The organism is Mesorhizobium sp. M6A.T.Ce.TU.002.03.1.1, from assembly GCF_003997275.1.
In the GTDB taxonomy this organism is placed as follows: Bacteria; Pseudomonadota; Alphaproteobacteria; order Rhizobiales; family Rhizobiaceae; genus Mesorhizobium; species Mesorhizobium mediterraneum.
Map to the genome: position 1 here is coordinate 1 of NZ_RZTI01000113.1, position 20,309 is coordinate 20,309.

At 62.7% G+C, this 20,309-nt stretch carries 18 protein-coding genes and 1 other RNA gene; 5 read left to right on the forward strand and 14 right to left on the reverse strand.

Annotated elements, in window-relative coordinates; genetic code table 11:
* The 6 genes from EOC93_RS25665 to mraZ all read right to left on the reverse strand — a co-directional run.
* The coding region (locus EOC93_RS25665) for a Mur ligase family protein (RefSeq protein WP_245461540.1) at positions 1–798 on the reverse strand (798 nt) is incomplete at its 3' end.
* A complete protein-coding gene (locus tag EOC93_RS25670; protein WP_127206002.1) occupies positions 795–2,249 on the reverse strand; it encodes a UDP-N-acetylmuramoyl-L-alanyl-D-glutamate--2,6-diaminopimelate ligase in 1,455 nt (484 codons plus the stop codon). The genes EOC93_RS25665 and EOC93_RS25670, both read right to left, overlap by 4 nt.
* Positions 2,250–2,303: 54 nt before the next feature.
* Positions 2,304–4,037, reverse strand: coding sequence for a penicillin-binding protein 2 (locus tag EOC93_RS25675; protein WP_127206003.1), 1,734 nt, complete (start codon positions 4,035–4,037; stop codon positions 2,304–2,306).
* Entirely contained in the window at positions 4,034–4,411 is a 378-nt protein-coding gene (locus EOC93_RS25680; RefSeq protein WP_095483327.1) for a hypothetical protein, read from the reverse strand. The genes EOC93_RS25675 and EOC93_RS25680 overlap by 4 nt, the downstream gene beginning before the upstream one ends.
* A 4-nt stretch (positions 4,412–4,415) precedes the next feature.
* Entirely contained in the window at positions 4,416–5,447 is a 1,032-nt protein-coding gene (gene rsmH, locus EOC93_RS25685) for a 16S rRNA (cytosine(1402)-N(4))-methyltransferase RsmH (RefSeq protein ID WP_127206004.1), read from the reverse strand.
* Positions 5,444–5,902, reverse strand: coding sequence for a division/cell wall cluster transcriptional repressor MraZ (gene mraZ / locus EOC93_RS25690; RefSeq protein ID WP_095483325.1), 459 nt, complete (start codon positions 5,900–5,902; stop codon positions 5,444–5,446). The genes rsmH and mraZ overlap by 4 nt, the downstream gene beginning before the upstream one ends.
* Positions 5,903–6,309: 407 nt before the next feature.
* On the opposite strand from mraZ, the gene EOC93_RS25695 reads away from it, so the two are divergent.
* Positions 6,310–7,425 carry a cystathionine gamma-lyase gene (locus EOC93_RS25695; protein WP_095483324.1) on the forward strand — a complete coding sequence of 372 codons (1,116 nt, stop codon included), beginning with the start codon at positions 6,310–6,312 and terminating at the stop codon, positions 7,423–7,425.
* Between the two features lie 3 nt (positions 7,426–7,428).
* Here EOC93_RS25695 and EOC93_RS25700 read toward each other — a convergent pair whose 3' ends face one another.
* The 7 genes from EOC93_RS25700 to EOC93_RS25730 all read right to left on the reverse strand — a co-directional run bounded on the left by EOC93_RS25700 (position 7,429) and on the right by EOC93_RS25730 (position 11,674).
* Positions 7,429–7,722, reverse strand: a complete 294-nt coding sequence (locus tag EOC93_RS25700) for a type II toxin-antitoxin system RelE/ParE family toxin (RefSeq protein WP_095483323.1) — start codon at positions 7,720–7,722, stop codon at positions 7,429–7,431.
* A complete protein-coding gene (locus EOC93_RS25705) occupies positions 7,719–8,003 on the reverse strand; it encodes a type II toxin-antitoxin system ParD family antitoxin (protein WP_095483322.1) in 285 nt (94 codons plus the stop codon). Before EOC93_RS25705 ends, EOC93_RS25700 begins: the two co-directional genes overlap by 4 nt.
* A 180-nt stretch (positions 8,004–8,183) precedes the next feature.
* Positions 8,184–8,581: RNase P RNA component class A (rnpB, locus tag EOC93_RS25710), an RNA gene on the reverse strand.
* A 59-nt stretch (positions 8,582–8,640) separates the two neighbouring features.
* Positions 8,641–9,420, reverse strand: coding sequence for a transglycosylase SLT domain-containing protein (locus EOC93_RS25715; protein ID WP_095483321.1), 780 nt, complete (start codon positions 9,418–9,420; stop codon positions 8,641–8,643).
* Positions 9,421–9,606: 186 nt separating this feature from the next.
* Positions 9,607–10,374, reverse strand: a complete 768-nt coding sequence (locus EOC93_RS25720; RefSeq protein ID WP_127206005.1) for an N-acetylmuramoyl-L-alanine amidase — start codon at positions 10,372–10,374, stop codon at positions 9,607–9,609.
* Complete coding sequence (locus tag EOC93_RS25725) at positions 10,371–11,090, reverse strand: DnaJ family molecular chaperone (RefSeq protein WP_095483319.1); 720 nt, start codon at positions 11,088–11,090, stop codon at positions 10,371–10,373. Before EOC93_RS25725 ends, EOC93_RS25720 begins: the two co-directional genes overlap by 4 nt.
* A 380-nt stretch (positions 11,091–11,470) precedes the next feature.
* Entirely contained in the window at positions 11,471–11,674 is a 204-nt protein-coding gene (locus tag EOC93_RS25730) for a hypothetical protein (RefSeq protein ID WP_127206006.1), read from the reverse strand.
* Between the two features lie 178 nt (positions 11,675–11,852).
* Here EOC93_RS25730 and EOC93_RS25735 point away from each other — a divergent pair, with 178 nt between their 5' ends.
* From EOC93_RS25735 to EOC93_RS25745, 3 genes are all read left to right on the forward strand, one after another.
* Complete coding sequence (locus tag EOC93_RS25735) at positions 11,853–15,737, forward strand: hydantoinase B/oxoprolinase family protein (RefSeq protein ID WP_095483316.1); 3,885 nt, start codon at positions 11,853–11,855, stop codon at positions 15,735–15,737.
* 82 nt (positions 15,738–15,819) lie between these two features.
* Positions 15,820–17,067, forward strand: coding sequence for a DUF3419 family protein (locus EOC93_RS25740; RefSeq protein WP_245461541.1), 1,248 nt, complete (start codon positions 15,820–15,822; stop codon positions 17,065–17,067).
* The gene (locus EOC93_RS25745; RefSeq protein WP_095483315.1) at positions 17,064–17,729 is read left to right on the forward strand and encodes a class I SAM-dependent methyltransferase; all 666 of its coding nucleotides are present in this window, start codon (positions 17,064–17,066) and stop codon (positions 17,727–17,729) included. Before EOC93_RS25740 ends, EOC93_RS25745 begins: the two co-directional genes overlap by 4 nt.
* A 5-nt stretch (positions 17,730–17,734) precedes the next feature.
* Here EOC93_RS25745 and EOC93_RS25750 read toward each other — a convergent pair whose 3' ends face one another.
* On the reverse strand, positions 17,735–19,114 hold the full coding sequence (locus EOC93_RS25750) for a serine hydrolase (RefSeq protein WP_095483314.1): 1,380 nt from the start codon (positions 19,112–19,114) through the stop codon (positions 17,735–17,737).
* 222 nt (positions 19,115–19,336) lie between these two features.
* On the opposite strand from EOC93_RS25750, the gene EOC93_RS25755 reads away from it, so the two are divergent.
* Complete coding sequence (locus EOC93_RS25755; protein WP_127206007.1) at positions 19,337–20,128, forward strand: GH25 family lysozyme; 792 nt, start codon at positions 19,337–19,339, stop codon at positions 20,126–20,128.
* Positions 20,129–20,309: the final 181 nt, after the last annotated feature.

Genomic DNA, 20,309 nt, shown 5'->3' on the forward strand with positions numbered 1-20,309 from the left:
GGCATGCAGCGCGCATTTGAGCAGTTTGAAGGTCGCGCGGGCATTCTCGCCAAACCCGTAAATGTGCTCGACGCCGGCGGCTCTCGCCATCTTATCCAGAAGCTTCCAACGCGGGTCGTCGCGGTTGAGAAGAACGGCGCCGTCCGGTTCCAGCCCCTCGAAAATCTCGGCCTTGGCCTTGGCGATCTCGTCCAGATTGCGGAAGAAGCCGAGATGAGCCGCCGCGATCAGCGTGATGATGGCGACATGCGGCCGGACCATCTTGACCAGCGGCCGGATCTCGTCGGGATGGTTCATGCCGATCTCGAACACCGCAAAGTCGCAATCTGCCGGCATCCGCGCCAGCGTCAGCGGCACACCCCAGTGGTTGTTGAAAGACTGGGGCGATGCGTGCACCTTGCCGACCGCGGACAACACATGGCGCAGCGCTTCCTTGGTGGTGGTCTTGCCCGCCGAACCGGTTACCGCGATGATCTTGGCGCTGGACCGCGCGCGTGCGGCCAGCCCTAGCTTTTCCAGTGCGGCCAGCACGTCCTGCACGACGATCATCGGCGCCGTCAGCCGTCCGAGCGACGGCAGCTTGCCCTCGGCGACGACCAGCACGCCGGCGCCGGCCTTGATGGCGGCGGTCGCGAAATCATGGCCGTCCATCGCCTCGCCCTTGATGGCGAAGAAAGCATCGCCCGGCTCAAGGCTGCGGCTGTCGATCGAGATGCCGCTAATACCTTCCGGCATCGGCCCGAGCGGTCGTCCGCCCATGGCGGCGACGAGATCCTCGGAGGTCCACAGGAAGCTCATGCGACGCGCTCCTGGAGCGCGGAGCGGACTTCCTCATGGTCGGAAAAATGCAGCGTCTCGGCGCCGACGGTCTGGCCTTCCTCATGCCCCTTGCCAGCCACGATCAGCGTGTCGCCGGCATGGAGCATGGCGACTGCCTCGTGGATCGCCTTGCGCCGATCTCCGATCTCTACGGCCCCGGGTGCGGCGGCAAGGATCGCGGCGCGGATCGTTTCGGGCACTTCCGAGCGCGGATTGTCGTCGGTGACGATAACGACATCGGCGAGCCGCGTCGCGATCTCGCCCATGATCGGACGCTTGCCCCGGTCGCGGTCGCCGCCACAGCCGAACACGACGATGACGCGACCGGTGGTGAACGGCCGTACCGAAGCCAACACGTTTTCCAGCGCGTCCGGCTTGTGCGCATAATCGACATAGACCGGCGCACCGTTGACAGTGGTGCCGACAAGGTCCAGCCGACCCGGCGCGCCCTTCAATTTCTCCAACGCCATCAGGGCTTTGGCGGCAGGCGTTCCAGTAGAAATGGCGAGGCCCGCCGAAACCAGCGCATTGGCTATCTGGAAATCCCCGGCCAGCGGAAGGTCGACCTCGTGGAGAATGCCATCGACCTCGACCTCGGCACGCTGGCGGTGGCGCTCGTGCTCGACCCGCTTCAGTCTCAGGAACTCGCCATGACGGCCAACCGTCAGCACATTCAATCCCGCCGCTCTCGCCGCCTGGATCGTCGGCTCTGACCATGGATCGTCGGCAAAGATGACGGCCGGCGCGCCCTTCGGCAGCAGCGTGTCGAACAGGCGCAGCTTGGCGCGATGATAGTCCTCGACCGTCGGATGGTAGTCCATGTGGTCGCGACCGAGATTGGTGAAACCGCCGGCTGCAAGCTTCACGCCGTCGAGCCGGCGCTGGTCGAGGCCGTGGCTGGAGGCTTCCATCGATGCGTGGGTGACGCCGGCATCCGCCAGTTCCGCCAGCAGCCTGTGCAGATCTACCGGGTCGGGGGTGGTCAGCGAGCCATATTCGTTGCGGCCCGGCGCCACCACGCCGGTCGTGCCGATTGAAGCGGCAGCGAGGCCTGACTGCTCCCAGATCTGCCTGGTGAAAGCCGCGACCGATGTCTTGCCGCTGGTGCCGGTCACCGCGACCATGGTTTGCGGCTGCCTGCCGAAGTAGCGGGCGGCACTCAGCGCCAGCGCAAGGCGCGGATCGTCGACGGCGAGAACGGGCACCGGCAGTCCGGCGATGGCGCTGCCCTTGCCTGCCACGATCGCTGATGCGCCGCGGCTGGCGGCATCGGCGGCATAGGCCGCGCCATCGGCCTTGGTACCGGTGAGCGCGAAGAAGACCACGCCCGGTCTTACCTGGCGGGAATCCGACGAAATCCCGGTAACCTCCGTATCGAAGGAAGCTGTCCCCTCGACAGGCAGGATACCGGCTAGATCTTTCAGCTTCATCGAACCCCGTTCATCGCAACAAAATAGCGCGCAGTTGCCGGCGCGCCCTAAGAATCACTGATAGGAAACCAGCGTTGCGCCATTTTCATGGCTGAAATCTGGCTTCACGCCAAGCATGGAAGCCGAACGTCGGATGATGTTTGCAGCCATGGCGCCCGCATTCGAGGCGGCCGTCGCACCCATGCCGGGCTTTTCCGGCTTCGGTTCGTCGGCGATCGTAAGCACGATGTATTGCGGATCGTCCATCGGGAAAGCCGCAACGAAGGCGTTGAAATTCTTGTCCTTTGAGTAGCGGCCGTTGACAACCTTCTCGGCCGTTCCCGTCTTGCCGCCGACGCGATAACCTGGAACCCTGGCGTTCCTGCCTGACCCTTTCTCGGCGTTCAGTGCGTAGAGATAGCGCATGCTCTCGGATGTCTTGTCGCTGACCACTTTCTTGGCCACCGACATCGCCTGTTCCTGGGTGCGCGTCAGGAAGGTCGGCTCGATCAGATAGCCGCCATTCATCAGCGCGGCGCAGCCGACCGCCGTCTGCAGCGGCGTCGTCGACACGCCGTGACCGAAGGCGATGGTGATCGAATGGACCTGCTTCCAGACTTTGGGTTCGGTCGGGCGCGCGACCTCCGGCAGTTCCGTCTGCATCTTCTCGAGGATCCCCAGGCGATGCAGGAATTCGCGGTGCCCCTCGATGCCAACCGCTTCGGCTTCCTTGGCCGAACCGATGTTGGACGAGTAGATGAACACTTCAGGCACCGACAGGACCCGGGCCTTGCCGTGAAAATCATGGATGGTCTGACGGCCGATCCTGATCGGACGCGAAGCGTCGAAACGGCTTTCCAGCGTCACTTTGCCGGAATCGAGCGCCATGGCGGTGGTAAAGCTCTTCAAGGTCGAGCCCATTTCGTAGAGGCCGGCCGACATGCGGTTCAAGCGGTCCTTTTCCTGCGCATTGTAGGGATTGTTCGGATCGAAATCCGGAACCGAGGCCATCGCCATCACTTCGCCGGTCTTGATGTTGAGAACGACGGCGCCCGCCGCGATTGCACGGTATTTCTCCATGCCGCTGGCGACCTCGTCACGCACGACATGTTGGACGCGCAGGTCGATCGAGAGCCGCACCGGCTTCAGATCCTTGGCCACCGCAAGTCCCGACGCTTGAAGGTCGCTCAGTCCCTGTTCGTCGATGTATTTCTCCATGCCGGAGATGCCTTGGTTGTCGATGTTGGTGAGGCCGACAATGTAGGACGAGGTTTCGCCGGCTGGATAGAAGCGACGCTTTTCGGTGCGGAAGCCGAAGCCGGGAATACCGAGCTGCATGATATCCGATTGTTGCTTGGGCGTCAGTTGCCGCTGCAGCCAGACGAAGCCGGCGCCGCTCTTCAGCTTATGGTAGGTCTGCTCGTAATCGATTTCGGGAAGCACCGTCGCCAGCTTTTCGATCGCCTCGTCGGCGTCGACGATGCGGCGTGGCTCGGCAAACAGCGACGCCGTCTTGATGTCCGTCGCCAGCACCTCGCCGTTGCGGTCGACAATGTCGGGCCGAGACGCCGTCACCCGGCTCTGCGGGCCGCCGGACAGGTCGGGATTCTGAAAACCCAGATAGACCAGCCGCCCGGTGATGGTCGAATAGATGCCGAAGAACACCGCCATCGTCATCACGATGCGGGTCCTGCCTTTGCCGCCGGTCGCCTTGCGGGCGCCTTCGACGACAATCGATCCGTCCTCCAACTTGGCGCCGCCCTTCAGCAGTCTGGCAACCCTGGCGATCAATGGAACCCTTGGAATCATTGGACGATGCCTCCGGTCACGACGGGGTCCTTGCCGCCACTATCGGCCATGCCGCCCAGCGGCTGGGACGAAAGGTCCTCGATGGTGACGGGTTTTGCCGGCAGATCGTCCAGCCCGATGATCTGGCGGGCGCTGACCGGCTCGAGCTCGAGTTGCGATTTGTAGATGTCGGCCAGCTTTTGCAGGCGCGACGGCTGGGTAAGCAGGCTCCAGTCCGCCTTGAGCAGATCGATCGTATCCTCCTCGTAGCGGATCTGCGCTTGGATCTTGTGCACCGCCGCCAATTGTTCCTCGGCTTCGCGCTTGGTCTTGTAGGTCAAGGCCGCAGCCGAAACCATGACGGCGATCAGGACTATGTCGCTGGTACGAAACACGTGCTCACCTCTCTCCCGGCCGGTCGGCACCGGGAAGTTTTGGGTCAGGAAGTTTTGGAAGCCCGAAAATCGAAAAGTCGCCGGCGCGCGCCGGTGCGTCGGTGCGGGCAGCAGCGCGCAGCCTAGCCGAGCGCGCGCGCGGATTGGCTGATATCTCGGCCTCATCCGGCGTCACGCCGCTACCCACCTTTTTGAAGGTGGCGGTGCGCGCTTGCGCCTCGGGCAGGTGCCGCGATCCGGTCGCCGCATCAGCGCGATCGGCGATGAAACGCTTGACGATGCGGTCTTCCAGGGAGTGGAACGTCACCACGGCCAGCCGTCCGCCCGGTTTCAGCACGCGTTCAGCCGCAAACAGCGCCTTGGCCAGTTCGCCGAGTTCGTCATTGACGAAAATGCGCAGCGCCTGGAAGACGCGGGTTGCTGGATGGATCTTGTCCTTCGGCGCGCGGCCGATATGCGTCTCGATCGCGTCGGCAAGGTCGAGCGTGCGCTCGAACGGATGTTTTTCGCGACGGTTTTCGATCATCCGGGCGATGCGGCCGGCATGGCGCTCTTCGCCAAGAAACCCGAAGATGCGGGCAAGGTCGCCCACCTTGAAGCTGTTGACGACATCGGCGGCGCTCAGGCCAGCCTGCGCCATGCGCATGTCGAGCGGTCCGTCGGCGCGGAACGAAAAACCGCGCTCCGCCTGGTCGATCTGCATCGAGGAGATGCCGATGTCGAGCACGACGCCGTCAGCGCTTTCCAGATGCTCGTCCAATGTCGAGAACGGCGCCTGAACCAGTCTGAGCTTGCCGCCCGATTGTTGTTCGAGGACACGACCCGCAGCGATCGCATCCGGATCGCGGTCTATGGCGACGACCGAGGCGCCGCTCGCAAGAATTGCTTTGGTGTAGCCGCCGGCGCCGAATGTGCCGTCTACGATCACCTCGCCCGCTGCAGGCGAAAGCGCCTTCAGCACCTCGGCAAGGAGGACCGGAATGTGACGAGCCGGTCCGCCAGCGGCGTGAGGGTCGTCGCCGTAGCCCGCCATCATTCCGGTCGCTCCCCAGGCTTCGTCCCCTGCCGAAGCTGCAAAAGCCGGGCGCGTGCTTCCGTCCCATAGGCGGTGAGCCGTCCAGGCTCCCAGATCTGAAAGAAATTGCCGCGACCGACAAACGCCGCTTCCGCGGAAATGCCCGTGTGCTCGCGGATGAAATCGGTCATCGAGATGCGGCCGTCCTGATCCAGCTTGAGAAAGGTTCCATCGCCATGGCAGAAGAACGACATGTCGTCCGCCGTCTGCAGGAAGGGGTCTTCCTGCGCGATGCGCTGCTCGTAACGGTCGAGCAGGTCGAGGCCGCCGACATCCATCGCCGGACGATCCAGGCAGCGCAACGCGTAGAGTTCCGAATAGCCGCGCTTCTGCACAACCGCACGGAAATGCGCTGGAACGGACACCCGCCCCTTCGCATCGATCCTGTTCACCGCGCTTGACAGAAACCGGTCCATTACGCGTTACGGCCGCTTGCGCCGCCGCACCCCTCTGCATCTTGCCGTCCGCGCCGCCCCGGCGCGGTCCCTGCCCAAAACTCACTTCGTTCTGAAAGGCGAAAGCAGGCAAACGCGCAGCCGCCGCGGCTGCCCGATTGGCGTACGCTTCACCCTGACGCGGAACGAAGGCTTGAATATCGAAATGGGATATCATGGGGCGTTATGGGCGTCAACGGGAATAGGCTTCACAAACGCGCGCGCCACAACCGATGAGAGCAGCTTTGACGGCACTCCCGTCTTTATGCTCCATTAAGCCTAACGAAGCGTTTAGAGCCGCTTGGCCTAACCGGAGTCGGCTTGCCGCGGGTCGCTGCCACGCATAGCGTCGGCCCGTCCTTTCCCGGTCAGAAACAAGGTTGAAATCCATGTCCGAAACAGCCAAGTTCCGCGCGGCCGCACTTCCCCATCTGCGTCGCGGCAGGCTTGCCAAGGGCGCCCCAATCCCTTTGCCCCTGACTATGGCGGCCATTTTCCACGCGCCCGGCGACGCCACCGGCTTCGATCAATATGGCCGCTTCAGCAATCCGACCTGGGACGCGGTCGAACACATGCTGGCGCATCTGGAAGACGCGCCGTGTGTTGCCTTCCCCTCGGGAATGGCTGCAATCTCGGCGGTGTTTTTTGGGTTGCTCAAATCCGGCGACCGTATCCTGCTGCCGTCGGACGGCTATCACACCACCAGAGCGCTGGCGGAGCGCTTCCTGAAATCTTTCGGCGTCGCCTACGATGTCCGGCCGACATCGACCTTCCTCGACGGCGGCTTCGATGGATATCGACTGGCCTTCGTCGAAACTCCCGCCAACCCGGGACTGGATATCTGCGACATTACGGCTGTCGCCGAAGCGGCGCACAAAGCGGGCGCGATCCTGGTGGTCGACAACACGACGATGACGCCCTTCGGCCAACGACCGCTCGATCTCGGCGCCGACATCGTTGTTGCCGCCGACACCAAGGCACCCAATGGCCATTCCGACGTGCTGTTCGGCCATGTCGCCAGCCGCAATGCGGATATCATTGCTGCCGTCACTGACTGGCGCGAAACATCAGGCGCCATTCCCGGGCCGTTCGAGGCATGGCTGGTGCATCGCGGCCTGGAAACGCTCGACGTGCGTTTCGACCGCATGTGCTCTTCCGCGGAAGTGCTGGCGCGGCGGCTGAAGGACCATCCTGCGATCAGCGGCTTGCGCTTCCCGGGGCTTAAAAGCGATCCGTCGCACAATCTTGGCCACGCCCAGATGGAGCGCTTCGGCTTTCTCATCTCATTCGTGCTCGCCTCGGAGGACAAGGCCGAGGATTTCATCAACAACTGCGCATTGATGCAGGCGGCGACGTCGTTCGGAGGCGTGCACACTTCGGCGGAACGGCGAGCGAAAAGAGGAGACGCTGTTCCGCCCGGCTTCGTTCGCCTGTCGGTCGGCTGCGAACCGGTGGAAGAGCTTTGGCAGGCGATCGAGGCGTCGTTGGACGGCATCAGCGGCTGAAGATCACGAGCCGACGTCGTCGGCCTCGATATTGCGCCGGCCATGCAGCACGCGCAGGATTTCGACTGAATCCTCGCCGACACGGTACAAGGTGAGATATTCGCCGACGACTAGATGGCGAATGCCGGGCGCAATGTCTTCGCGCGGCGCGCCTGAGAAAGGATGCAGGGTCAGCAAATCCCAACGCCTCTCCAAGGTGTCCACGAGGCGGACCGCCGCATTAGGATTGTGTTCGGCAATGTAGTCGCCGATAAGTTCGAGGTCGATCAATGCCTGAGGAAGCAGGCGGTATTTCACTCCTCAAGGCCCTTGGCCTCGGCTATTTTCAGATATTTGGCGCGCAATCGTTCCATGATTGGCGGCCCGTCCAGCGCCGGTCCGCTGTCGATCCCCTCCTGTACCAGCTTGCGCAACTCCTCGACCGTATAGCCGTGCAGATCGCGCCGGTCCTTCCATTGCCTGAGCGCGTCGCGGATCACCTCGCTCGCCGAAGCGTACTCGCCGGCGGCGACCACGTCGTCGACCGCCGCCGCCAGTTCCGGCGAAAGCGTGATGCTGCGTTTATCGACCTGACCCATGATGCGCTCCTGATATTGCCCGTATATATGGTACGATTTAATCGCACCAACTTCAAGAAACGCTTGTTCCTGGCACAGGCCCCGCAAGCTGATTCAGTCAATGAAGCGCCTGAACCAGCAGGCGCGCCCGAAGGCGCAACCTGCTGATATCAGGGAATTTCCTTGTAGAATCTAGAAGAAATTGCCAGCTGGCCTGTAAGCCGGGTTCTGTATGGCCCTCGCCCCTTGCGGGACGAGAACGTGGCGGCCATTCATCTTGGGCGCATGTTGCCATGCGCCTCACGCAACCTACCCGGACGGTGAGCCGGAAACAGCCCTCGAGGGTTTCCCCTCGCACCGCCCCTATTCGGTCTTGCTCCCGGTGGGGTTTACCGTGCCGCTCCTGTTGCCAGTCGCGCGGTGGGCTCTTACCCCACCCTTTCACCCTTACCACGACGGATCGTGGCGGTTTGCTTTCTGTGGCACTTTCCCTAGGGTCGCCCCCGCCGGCCATTAACCGGCACCGTGTCTCCATGGAGCCCGGACTTTCCTCACCCGCAGCCTTTCGGCTTCGCGGGTGCGGCCGCCCGGCCAGCTGGCAAGGCGTATAAAGGGGTTCACGTCCGAAAACGCAAACAAAAAAGCAGGTTGTGACTTATTACGCCGGCGCCCCAAGCGCGGCCAACTGCACCTTGACCTTGCCGCAATAGGCCGCGGATATCGGGTTCATCCGCTTGGCGCCATGCCCGGCATTATACTTCAGGATCGTGCCGCAGGTCGTGCCGCCGCCGAGGTTCCGCGCCATGGCGAGATATTTCATGCCGTATTTGATGTTGGTCTCGGGATCGTAGAGACCCTTGATCGAGCCGCTGTAACCCATCATCCGCGCCGTCGACGGCTTGATCTGCATCAGGCCGATCTCACCGGCGCTGCCGACCTGGTTCGGCTGAAAGCTGCTCTCGATCATGATGACGGCCTTGGCGAGCGAGACCGGCACACCGTTGCTGGCGGCATGACGCTCGATGATCGTAGAATACTGGTCATTGCCGCCAGCGGCCGCCGCCTTCGGCACCGTCGCCCGACTTTTCCGGCCGATCGACGCCGTCGTCGCCTGGTCGATGCGGGTCCTGTTGCGCTTCACATGCCGCTTGGAGACTGCCTTTTTTGCAGAGGTTGGCTTTTTCACTTTTACCCCAGCTTTTTCCGCCTTTGCGGATGCTGGTTTTTTCACCTTTACCGCAGCAGCTTTTACCGCCTTTGCGGAGACCGTCCTTTTTTCCTTCGCAACTTGGCCGGCTTTCGGCGTGGCGATTTTGTCGGACGCGGTAATGAAACCCTGGTCGGCTCGCTGGCTCAGTGGCGCGCCATTGGCCGCACCGATGGCAAAAGTCATTACGCCGGCAGCAACAGCTGCCGTTAAAACGGTCAATTTCAGCATGGGATCCTGTTCTGTCTGAACCGCGCGAAGAACTTCACGCAGGTACGCTAAATCAACATCGGAACATATGGGGGGCTGTAGGTCCGACAACTTGCACGGACCGCCTTTGACGGTCGAATTAGCGGCAAAGAAGGCGAGGCAAGTCACTTTAAGTGACAGATTGTAATTTAACGACTAAGATAAAGACTACCTGGTCGGAGCTGCCCTTACGGAAGCAAGCAGTCTTTCCAGCGTGCGGATTGTCGATCCGTCGGCCACGCCATCCACTTTGCGTTGCCGGAAATGCCGCTGGAAAGCCTCGACGACGATTTCGGTCTGCCGGTCGAAAGCACCTGATATCTCCACGCCATAACCATAGAGCGCCAGCATCGACTGCAACGCCTCGACTTCAGCATCCGTGTCGCCGACTTTCAGCACCGCGCCATGCCTGACGGGTGCCGCTTCGACGAGGTGGCCGACACCGGCTTCGGACAGGGCCTCCCAGGGGAATTTCTCGCCCGGATCGATCTTGCGTCCCGGCGCGACGTCGGAATGGGCGAGCACCCGTTGAGCTGGAATCGAATGGCGCTGAACAATTCCCTTGCACAAACCGATGACGGCATCGATCTGCCGTTTCGGAAAATTCCGATAGCCCAGCGAATGCCCGGGATTGACGATCTCGATGCCGACCGAACAGGAGTTGATGTCGCTGCGTCCGAACCACGAACTCTTACCGGCATGCCAGGCACGGTCGCTTTCCCTGACCATCTGGACGATGCGGCCATCCTCATGGACGAGATAGTGCGATGAAACCTCGCTCGCCGGATCGCACAGCCAGGCTTCGGCGCCGGCGCCGGTCTTCATACCGGTGTAGTGCAGCACGACCATATCGGGCTTGGCCGTCTCGCGTCGTGGACCGAAATTCGGCGATACCCTTACCTCGGCGCTCGGCTCGTCGGGCAGGAAGCCGCTCATGCGTGCCGCAGGCCTCGTTCGATCATCTCATAGGCCGCGTTGATCGCCGCTATCCTGCTCGTTGCGATCTTGATGAACTCCTGCGGCAGGCCGCGTGCGATCAGCCGGTCGGGATGGTTGTCCGAAACCAGCTTGCGATAACGTTTTCGGACCTCCTCGAACGGTTTTCCCCGCTCGATGCCAAGCACGACATAGGGATCGGCCGCACCCAGGTCGACGTGCCGAGCCAGAATGCTCTGGTAATGCGCCTCCTCGATCCGGAAGATCTCGGCGATACGATGCAGGAACTGGCCTTCGCGCTCATGAACCAGCCCGTCAGCCTTGGCGATGTGGAACAGCCCGTCGAGAATGTCCTCCAGCATCGCGCAGTTCGAATGGCCGGAGCCGCAAAGCTGCGCCATGCGCGCGGCATAGGTCTCGAAGCCGGCGATGTCGCGCTTGGCCAGATCGTAGAGCCGCGCCACATTGCGCGTCTGCTCCTTCGGCACCTCGAATATTTGCTGGAAGGCGCGCACCTCGTCCTGCGTTACGATGCCGTCGGCCTTGGCCATCTTGGCCGACAGCGCGATCATCGCCACCGAGAAGGCGACGCGCCGGCGCAGATCCGGATCGCCGGAGAAAACCGTGCGCACGGCTTCGACCACGTCGGCGACACCCGACGAGGTTGAGGACGAAACGCGCGTGATGAAGTCGCCGAGGCGATCCCAAATCGACATGAGCACCTATTAGGGCTAACCGGGCACCGCTATCAAGCGAAGACAATGCCGCAGGGCCGGCTAACCGATTTCGCGGGATGCCTGAAGCAGCTGGCGCTAACCGTCGATCATGGAATGCACCGGCATAGCGCGCAAAACCGCAGGCCTTTGCGACATCTTGCTGTTCGTTACCGCCATGGCGGCGAGCTTCGGCTATGTCGTCTCGGGGAAACGGGCGCGGGAAATGCCGGCTGATAGGGTCGTCTGCTGGGGCGAAAAAGTGACAGACAAAACCATCACGCTTGCGGTGATGGCCATCGCCGCAAGGCGCGCGTGTCTTGAGAAACAGATGCGGGGAAGGCCGGCATCTTACCGGCCTTCCCGGTCCTCAGTCAGATAAACTACTGCGCCGGCGCAGGAGCAGGCTCTGCCGGAGCCGGCTCAGCCGGCTTCGTGGCGTCAGGAGCCGGCTGCATCGGCTGTTCGGCCGCCGGCGGATTGGTGCTCTGCGTGGTTGTGGCGTCCCCGCCCGTGCCGCTGTCGCTGCAAGCCGCAACGCCAAGCAGGGCAAGCGTCGAAAACGACGCAAGAATGAGTTTCTTCATGGTATCTCTCCTCTAATCACGCCCCCGCTAACGGTGACGATCGAGGACAGAATGCATCAGGCGCCTATGAGTTTCGTAACGTTGCATTTCCGTATGTAACATCATCTGCTTTTGCCGTTGCCGGTCGGGCTACTGCGAATTAACACATTGAATCAATAAAATGCCTGGGAGAGCTGCCGTGACCGCCAAATGGGATTTCTGGATCGACCGCGGCGGCACCTTCACCGATGTCATCGGCCGTGACCCGAAAGGCGGGCTGCACCCACGCAAGCTGCTGTCCGAGAATCCTGAAGCCTATGCCGACGCCGCCATCCAGGGCATTCGCGAGCTGCTTGGATTAAAATCCGGCGCTCCGATCCCATCAAGCCTGATCGGCGACATCAAGATGGGCACCACCGTTGCCACCAACGCGCTTCTGGAGCGCAAGGGCGACCGTGTGCTGCTGCTCATCACCAGGGGATTTCGCGACGCGCTGAGGATCGCCTATCAGGCGCGGCCCGACATCTTCGCCAAGGAGATCATTCTTCCCGAACAGCTCTACGAGCGCGTCATCGAGGTCGAAGAACGCGTGCGCGCCGACGGGAATGTCGAACGGCTGCTCGACATGGCCGCCTGCCGGCCGGCCATCGAGCAAGCCAGGGCGGACGGCATTGATGCCGTGGCGATCGTCTTCATGCATGCCTGGAAATATCCCGACCACGAAAAGGCGGTTGCAAAAGTCTGCAGAAAACTGGGGTTTTCGCAGATCTCCGTCAGCCATGAAGTCTCGCCACTCATCAAGCTGGTCGGCCGCGGCGACACCACGGTGGTCGACGCCTATTTGTCGCCGATTCTGTCGCGCTATGTGCAAAGGGTGGCGGGAGAGCTGGGCGTTTTCTCCCCCGTCGAGGGGGAGATGGCCGCAAAGCGGCCAGAGGGGGTAATCGCAGAAGGCGCCGCCAGAGCGTCGAACCCAGTCGAGCCGACCCCACCCGGCGGCTTCGCCGCCACCCTCCCCTCAAGGGGGAGGGAAAGCCCCCGCCTGATGTTCATGATGTCGTCGGGAGGCCTCACCGCTGCTGACATGTTCCAGGGAAAGGACGCGCTGTTGTCCGGCCCGGCCGGCGGCGTCGTCGGCATGGTCGAGACGGCAAAACTCGCCGGTTTCAACAGGGTCATCGGCTTCGACATGGGCGGCACCTCGACCGACGTCGCCCATTATGACGGCGACTATGAGCGCGCCTTCGACACCGAGGTTGCCGGCGTGCGCATCCGCGCGCCGATGATGCGCATCCACACCGTCGCCGCCGGCGGCGGCTCGATCCTGCATTACGAGGCCGGCCGCTTCCGCGCCGGGCCGGATTCGGCCGGCGCCAATCCTGGCCCGGCTGCGTACCGGCGCGGCGGCCCGCTGGCCGTCACCGACGCCAATGTCATGTTGGGCAAGCTGCAACCCGACTTCTTTCCGGCCATTTTCGGACCCGGCCAGAACGAGCCGCTCGACGTGCAGACCGTGCGCGAGAAATTCGCAGCACTCGCCGCCGAAATCGGCGACGGCCGGACGCCGGAGGCGGTCGCCGAAGGGTTTGTCACCATCGCCGTCGAAAACATGGCCAACGCAATCAAGAAGATTTCCGTGCAGCGCGGCTACGATGTCACCGAATATCTCCTGAACTGTTTCGGTGGCGCCGGCGGCCAGCACGCCTGCCTCGTTGCCGACGCACTCGGCATGGAAGCGGTGCTGATCCATCCTTTCTCCGGCCTGCTTTCGGCATACGGCATTGGATTGTCCTCGATTTTTTCGTCGCGCCAGCAAGCGCTGCTGAAACCGCTGGCGGAAGACTCCCGGCCGGCGATCGACGACCTCATCGCGACATTACAAAAAGCCGTCATCGACGAGCTTGCCGCGCAAGGCATCACCGAGGACGCTGTCGTCTCGAAACCGGTGCTGCAGATCCGCTATGACGGCACCGACACTGCATTGCCCGTGAATTTCGAGCACGGCTCGATCACACGGGCCAAGGGCGATTTCGAAACGGTCCACAAGGCGCAGTTCGGTTTCGTCTATGACGACAAGCCGATGATCGTGGAATCGGTCGGCGTCGAAGGCATCGACACCGGCGGCACCGGCCGCGAGGAAAGTGATTCAGCCCTTGAGGACATCGCCGCAAACCCTGCGGAGAATAGGAAGATCTTCGCCGACGGCACTTGGCGCGACGCCAATATCTTTCCTCGCGAAACACTGAAACCGGGCAACAAGGTTGCCGGCCCTGCTTTGATCATCGAGCCGAACCAGACCATCGTCGTCGAGCCGGGCTGGCAGGCCGAGATCACCGCCAAGAACCATGTGCTCTTGCGCCGCATCGAGAAAAAGCGCCGGCAGGCGGCGCTCGGCACCGAGGCCGATCCGGTCATGCTGGAGGTGTTCAACAACCTGTTCATGTCGATCGCCGAACAGATGGGCGTGACGCTGCAAAACACCGCCTATTCCGTCAACATCAAGGAACGGCTGGATTTTTCCTGCGCCGTCTTCGACCGTCATGGCGCGCTGGTCGCCAATGCGCCGCACATGCCGGTGCATCTCGGCTCCATGGACCGTTCGGTGGAAACCATCATCCGGCTCAACTCCGGCGACATTCACCCCGGCGACGTCTTTGCCCTCAACGCGCCCTACAATGGCGGCACCCATCTGCCTGACATTACGGTGGTGACGCCGGTGTTCGAGGAAGCGCGCCCAATCTCCCCCCTTGAGGGGGAGATGTCGGCGAAGCCGACAGAGGGGGGCGCTGTCCCGCCAACCTCTCATTCTGTCACGCCCCCCTCTGCCCTGCCGGGCATCTCCCCCTCAAGGAGGGAGATCGGCCAATCGCCGGAGATCCTCTTTTACGTCGCCTCGCGCGGCCATCATGCCGACATCGGCGGCACAGCGCCCGGCTCGATGACGCCGCTTGCCACCACGGTCGACGAGGAAGGCGTGCTGTTCGACAATTTCCGCATCGTCGACCGCGGCCGGTTCCGCGAGAAGGAACTGGAGACGCTGCTCACCGACCATCGCTACCCCGCGCGCAATCCGCACCAGAACATCGCCGACCTCAAGGCGCAGATTGCCGCCAACGAAAAGGGCGTTGCCGAGCTGCGCAAGATGGTCACGCATTTCGGTCTCGATGTCGTCGAGGCCTATATGGGTCACGTCCAGGACAACGCAGCCGAAAGTGTGCGCCGTGTGCTGGAGCGGCTGCCCGACAGTTCCGTATACGAGTATCCAACCGACACCGGCCAGATCATCAAGGTGAAGATATCGGTCGACCGGCAAAAGCGTGAGGCGACCGTCGACTTCACCGGCACGTCGCCGGTCATGAAGAACAATTTCAACGCTCCCGAGCCGGTCGCCCGCGCAGCCGTGCTCTATGTCTTCCGCGTCATGGTCGAGGACATGATCCCGATGAATGCCGGGTGTCTGAGACCCATCAACATCATCATCCCCGATGGCTCGATGCTGAAGCCCGCCTATCCGGCTGCCGTCGTCGCCGGCAATGTCGAGACCTCCCAACATGTCACCAATGCGCTGCTCGGCGCCATGGGCGCGATGGCCAACGCGCAAGGCACGATGAACAACCTCACCTTCGGCAACAAGCAGTACCAGTATTACGAGACGATCTGCTCCGGCTCGCCGGCAGGCCGGATGAACAACGGCCGCGGCTTTGCCGGCACCTCCGGCGTCCACACCCACATGACCAATTCGCGCTTGACCGACCCGGAAGTGCTGGAATTGCGTTTTCCCGTCCTGCTCGAGGATTTCCACATCCGCGAAGGCTCCGGCGGCAAAGGCAAATGGAGTGCCGGCGACGGCACCAAGCGCACCATCCGTTTCCTTGAAAAGATGGAGTGCGCCATCCTGTCCTCGCATCGCAACCGCCCGCCGCAGGGCCTGGACGGCGGCGGCGATGGCGAGGCCGGCTCGACCAAGGTCCGCCGCAAGGATGGCCGCGTCGAAGTCCTAAAGGCTTGCGACCAGACGGTGCTGGAGGCCGGCGACGCCGTCATCCTCACGACACCGACGCCAGGTGGGTTTGGCGAGGCCTGAGTTAGCTTCAACAGGTTGTCACCGGCCTGTCATAACGCTGCGCTACCCGCTTGCGCCAGAGCAAATGGGGAATCGCCTTGTCATGACGGATCTTTCCGGAGAACTGGTTTTTCGCCGCGGCAAGGAAGTTGGCAAGGCCGTCTATCAGAATCGCCCGCTGTCGAAGGCCGGCCTCTCCGAACGGCTCTTCGCCTTTTTGTTTTCCGGCCTCGTCTATCCGCAGATCTGGGAAGACCCCGACGTCGACATGGACGCGATGCAGCTTGATCAGGGCCACCGTGTCGTCACCATCGCCTCGGGCGGCTGCAACATCCTTGCCTATCTCACCCGGTCGCCGGAGAGGATCGACGCCGTCGATCTCAACACCGCCCACATCGCGCTGAACCGCATGAAGCTCGAGGCGGTGCGTCATCTGCCCTCGCAGGGCGACCTGTTCCGTTTCTTCGGCGCTGCCGAGACCCGTCACAATTCGCAAGCCTACGACCGCTTCATCGCGCCGCATCTCGATCCGGTCAGCCGCCACCATTGGGAGCATCGCAACTGGCGCAGGCGTCGCCGCATCGCCGTCTTCGACCGCAATTTCTACCAGACCGGCCTGCTCGGCCTGTTCATCGCCATGGGCCACCGCACTGCCAAGTTCTTCGGGGTCGACCCGGCCGGCATCATGGAAGCCAAAAGCCTCGCCGATCAGCGCCGCTTCTTCAATGAGGAGTTGGCGCCGGTCTTCGAAAAGCCGCTGCTGAAATGGGCCACCTCGCGAAAGGCCTCGCTGTTCGGGCTCGGCATTCCGCCGGCGCAGTACGATTCGCTGATCACCTCGGGCGACGGCACCATGGCCAGCGTGCTGAAGGCCCGGCTCGAAAAGCTCGCTTGCGATTTTCCGCTAGAGAACAACTATTTCGCCTGGCAGGCTTTTGCCCGCCGCTATCCCAATCCTGGCGAGGCGGCGCTGCCCGCCTATCTCGAAAAGCGCAACTACAAGACGATCCGCAACAATGTCGACCGCGTCGCCATCCACCATGCCAATCTGATCGAATTCCTCGCCGGCAAGGATGCCGGTTCCGTCGACCGCTTCGTCCTGCTCGACGCGCAGGACTGGATGACCGACGACCAGCTCAACGCGCTATGGGCCGAGATCACCCGCACCGCGTCGACTGATGCCCGCGTCATCTTCCGCACCGCGGCCGAACCCAGCCTGCTGCCCGGCCGTGTCTCGAATTCGCTGCTCGACCAATGGAGCTATGCGGACGAAGCCTCGCGCGAATTCTCGGCCCGCGACCGTTCGGCCATCTATGGCGGCTTCCACCTTTATGTGAAGCTGTCCGCATGAGCACGACCGAACTGCCGGCCAGGCACGCCGAACTGATGGACGGCGTCTACCGCTGGCAGCGCCATATCTACGACCTGACCCGCAAATATTACCTGCTCGGCCGCGACCGGCTGATATCAGGGCTGGATGTGCCTGCCGGCGGCACGATGCTCGAACTCGGCTGCGGCACCGGCCGCAACATAGTCCTCGCCGCCCGCCGCTATCCCGACGCCCGCTTCTTCGGTCTCGATATTTCGGCCGAAATGTTGGAAACGGCCATGGCTGCCATTGCCCGCGAAGGCCTGTCCGGCCGCGTCAAGCTGGCGCGCGGCGACGCGACGGATTTCGACGCGAAAGCACTGTTTTCTGTCGAAAGTTTCGACCGCATTTTTGTCTCATATTCGCTATCGATGATCCCCGGTTGGGAGAAGACAATTTCCGCGGCACTTGCAGCCCTGTCGGCTGGCGGCTCGCTGCACGTCGTCGATTTCGGCCAGCAGGAGGCCCTGCCCGGCTGGTTCCGCACACTGCTGCGCGGCTGGCTGAGAAAATTCCATGTCGAGCCGCGTGAATCCCTGCGCGATGTCCTGGAATCGGAATCCGAGCGGATCGGCGCAAGCCTTCGGTTCAGAACACTGTATCGCGGCTATGCGTGGCTCGCTGTGGTCGGATCGCGCAGATAGCTTTTCTATTGCAGCGCCTTCACCAGCGCTGCCAGCATCGTCTGCGGCCGATAGCCGAGCTTGGCCGGCGTCAGGCCGAGCCGCACCACCACCAGCTGCTCCGAGGGGACGATGGCGATGGTCTGCCCGTCATGGCCCTCCATCCAGTAGGTGTCCCCAGGCAAGCCCGCAGCGGTGCCGGCGCCGGGGCTCTCCTCGTCGCCCGGCCCCTCGATCCACAATTGGCCCCTGCCGTAGACTTTCGAGGCCGGTGCAGCTTCCCGCATCCAGTTGACGAAACCCGCAGTCAGGATCTCCTTGCCGTTCCAGACACCGTCCTGCAGCAGGAACTGGCCAAAGCGCGCCCAGTCGCGCGCGGTGGCGTAGAGATGTGACGAGCCGACGAAGGTGCCGTGCTCATCGGCCTCCAGCACCGCACTCTGCATGCCGAGCGGGTCGAACAGCGCAACCCTCGGCCACGCCAGCGCCTTGTTCTTGTCGCCGATCGCGTCCTGCCACAGCCTGGACAGCATCACCGCCGTGCCGCTCGAATAGGAGAACATTTTGCCCACTTCGCCGGTCAGTGGCTTGGATCCGGCAAAGCCGGCCATATCAGGCTCGAGATAAAGCATCCGCGTCACGTCGGCGACGTCGCCATACTCCTCGTTGAACTCCAGCCCGCTCGACATCGCCATCATGTCGGCGAGGCTGATGGCAGCGCGGCCGTCCGTTTTCCAGGGTCCGAACAGCCCCTGGTTCGTCATCGCCATCTTGCCGTCTTTCACCAGGGTGCCGACGATCGCGGCGTTCACCGTCTTGGTCATCGACCAGCCGAGCAGCGGCGTCTTTTCAGTAAAGCCGTCGCCATAGCGCTCGGCGACGATGCGGCCGTTCTTGACCACCACCACCGCCCGCATACCGGGGCCGGTCATTGCGGGATCGTCAAGGATTTGCTCGATTTCGGGGTTCTGCGAGACGTCGGCCTTGTCGCCGTCGGGCCAGAGCGCGTCGAGCGGCGGTGCCGGCGTCAGCGCCGCCCCGATGACCGCCTTGGCAGCGGTGACATTGCCGTCCGGAACCGACGTGCAGCCGAGCCCGTCACGAACGACCGCGACGCTCTTGCCGAACACGCCAAACAGCCCCGCCGAAACCGTGCCCTGCTTCTTGTCGACAGAGATCCTCATCAGCCTCAGCAATGGATGGCCTGGCGCCTGCACGTCGACGGCGAGCACCTCATTGGCATCGCGTCCGGCGATAAAGACATTCGAGCAGACGATCTTGGCCGAATAACCCGAGCCGACGCGGATCAGTTCCGGCGGCGCCAAATACAGCCAGGCGGCGAGTGCTGCGACCGCCAGCACGACCAGCCCGACCAGCCATTTCACCAGCCTTAGAACAGTCCGCATTTTCCGACTCCCCCGGACGCTCATCTATGTCATTGATTTGCCGCCATTGCTTCGGCAAAATCGCGGCTCCTGTCGAGCACCGTGAACGGAATATCAACCATGATCGGCGATGACCAGGGATAGGAGCGGTCCTGTGGGGTGATCGCTTTGGGGGTACGGTCGAGGGGGCCACCTGCAGCAACAACCCATCAGCGGCCGGCTGAAACCGGTTCAGGAGTAGCGATGCGCCGTTTCGCGGCTTTCATCATGCTGACGTTGCTGGGCGCCTGCTCGACCGTCGACGATCTTGCCCCGTCGCTGCCGAGCGCCCCGACCGTTGCGGTGCGTGCACCCCGTTTTGACGACTCCGACCCGCATGAGTGGGAAAGCGGCGCGCCGTGGAGCTATGCGGTTCACGGCACCGACGTCTCCAAATACCAGACCTCGGTCGATTGGCCGGCGGCCAGGGCCAGCGGCATTTCCTTCGTTTTCATCAAGGCGACTGAAGGCGGCGATCGCTTCGACGAATATTTCGACGAGCATTGGAGCCGCACGAAAGCCTCGGGAATTCCGCGCGCGGCCTATCATTTCTACTATTTTTGCACGCCGGCCGCCACGCAGGCGCGCTGGTTCATCAAGAACGTGCCCAAAGACCGCTCGGCGATGCCGCCGGTTCTCGACATGGAATGGAACGCCAAGTCGCCGACTTGCAGGCTGCGGCCCGATGCGGCCACGGTGCGTAGCGAGATGAGCATATTCCTCGAAATCGTCGAAAGACACTATGGCAAGAAGCCGATCATCTACACCTCGATCGATTTCTTCGACGACAACGGCCTGTCGGCTTTCCGCAGCTACCCCTATTGGCTGCGCTCGGTGGCCGGGCACCCGCGCGAGAAATACGGTAGCCACCCCTTCACTTTCTGGCAGTACACCGGAACCGGCGTTGTGCCGGGCATGAGGGGCAATGCCGACATCAATGTCTTCAACGGCTCGGAAGCAGCCTGGAACAAGTGGCTGCGGCAGAACACCCGTTGACACCGGGCCTGCCGCCTGCTTTTCGACACAGCCAGTGAAGACGCCTGCAACCGCCGGTAATCTTCTTGGAAGGATGGCGATGCGATTGCGCTTGGAAATTCTCGCGGCGCTGCTTCTGGCCGCCACGGCGCCAGCGGTGGCACAGCAATGCGGCGGCGATTTCGAGGCGTGGAAGCAGGGC

What these genes read in the sequence shown, in the direction of transcription:
- EOC93_RS25695 (WP_095483324.1), top strand. Translation starts at nt 6,310, where the DNA reads ATGTCCGAAACAGCCAAGTTCCGCGCGGCCGCACTTCCCCATCTGCGT.
- EOC93_RS25715 (WP_095483321.1), bottom strand. Translation starts at nt 9,420, where the DNA reads ATGCTGAAATTGACCGTTTTAACGGCAGCTGTTGCTGCCGGCGTAATG.
- EOC93_RS25745 (WP_095483315.1), top strand. Translation starts at nt 17,064, where the DNA reads ATGAGCACGACCGAACTGCCGGCCAGGCACGCCGAACTGATGGACGGC.
- EOC93_RS25750 (WP_095483314.1), bottom strand. Translation starts at nt 19,114, where the DNA reads ATGCGGACTGTTCTAAGGCTGGTGAAATGGCTGGTCGGGCTGGTCGTG.
- EOC93_RS25670 (WP_127206002.1), bottom strand. Translation starts at nt 2,249, where the DNA reads ATGAAGCTGAAAGATCTAGCCGGTATCCTGCCTGTCGAGGGGACAGCT.
- mraZ (WP_095483325.1), bottom strand. Translation starts at nt 5,902, where the DNA reads ATGGACCGGTTTCTGTCAAGCGCGGTGAACAGGATCGATGCGAAGGGG.
- EOC93_RS25720 (WP_127206005.1), bottom strand. Translation starts at nt 10,374, where the DNA reads ATGAGCGGCTTCCTGCCCGACGAGCCGAGCGCCGAGGTAAGGGTATCG.
- EOC93_RS25705 (WP_095483322.1), bottom strand. Translation starts at nt 8,003, where the DNA reads ATGGGTCAGGTCGATAAACGCAGCATCACGCTTTCGCCGGAACTGGCG.
- EOC93_RS25675 (WP_127206003.1), bottom strand. Translation starts at nt 4,037, where the DNA reads ATGATTCCAAGGGTTCCATTGATCGCCAGGGTTGCCAGACTGCTGAAG.
- rsmH (WP_127206004.1), bottom strand. Translation starts at nt 5,447, where the DNA reads ATGATGGCGGGCTACGGCGACGACCCTCACGCCGCTGGCGGACCGGCT.
- EOC93_RS25725 (WP_095483319.1), bottom strand. Translation starts at nt 11,090, where the DNA reads ATGTCGATTTGGGATCGCCTCGGCGACTTCATCACGCGCGTTTCGTCC.
- EOC93_RS25730 (WP_127206006.1), bottom strand. Translation starts at nt 11,674, where the DNA reads ATGAAGAAACTCATTCTTGCGTCGTTTTCGACGCTTGCCCTGCTTGGC.
- EOC93_RS25755 (WP_127206007.1), top strand. Translation starts at nt 19,337, where the DNA reads ATGCGCCGTTTCGCGGCTTTCATCATGCTGACGTTGCTGGGCGCCTGC.
- EOC93_RS25740 (WP_245461541.1), top strand. Translation starts at nt 15,820, where the DNA reads ATGACGGATCTTTCCGGAGAACTGGTTTTTCGCCGCGGCAAGGAAGTT.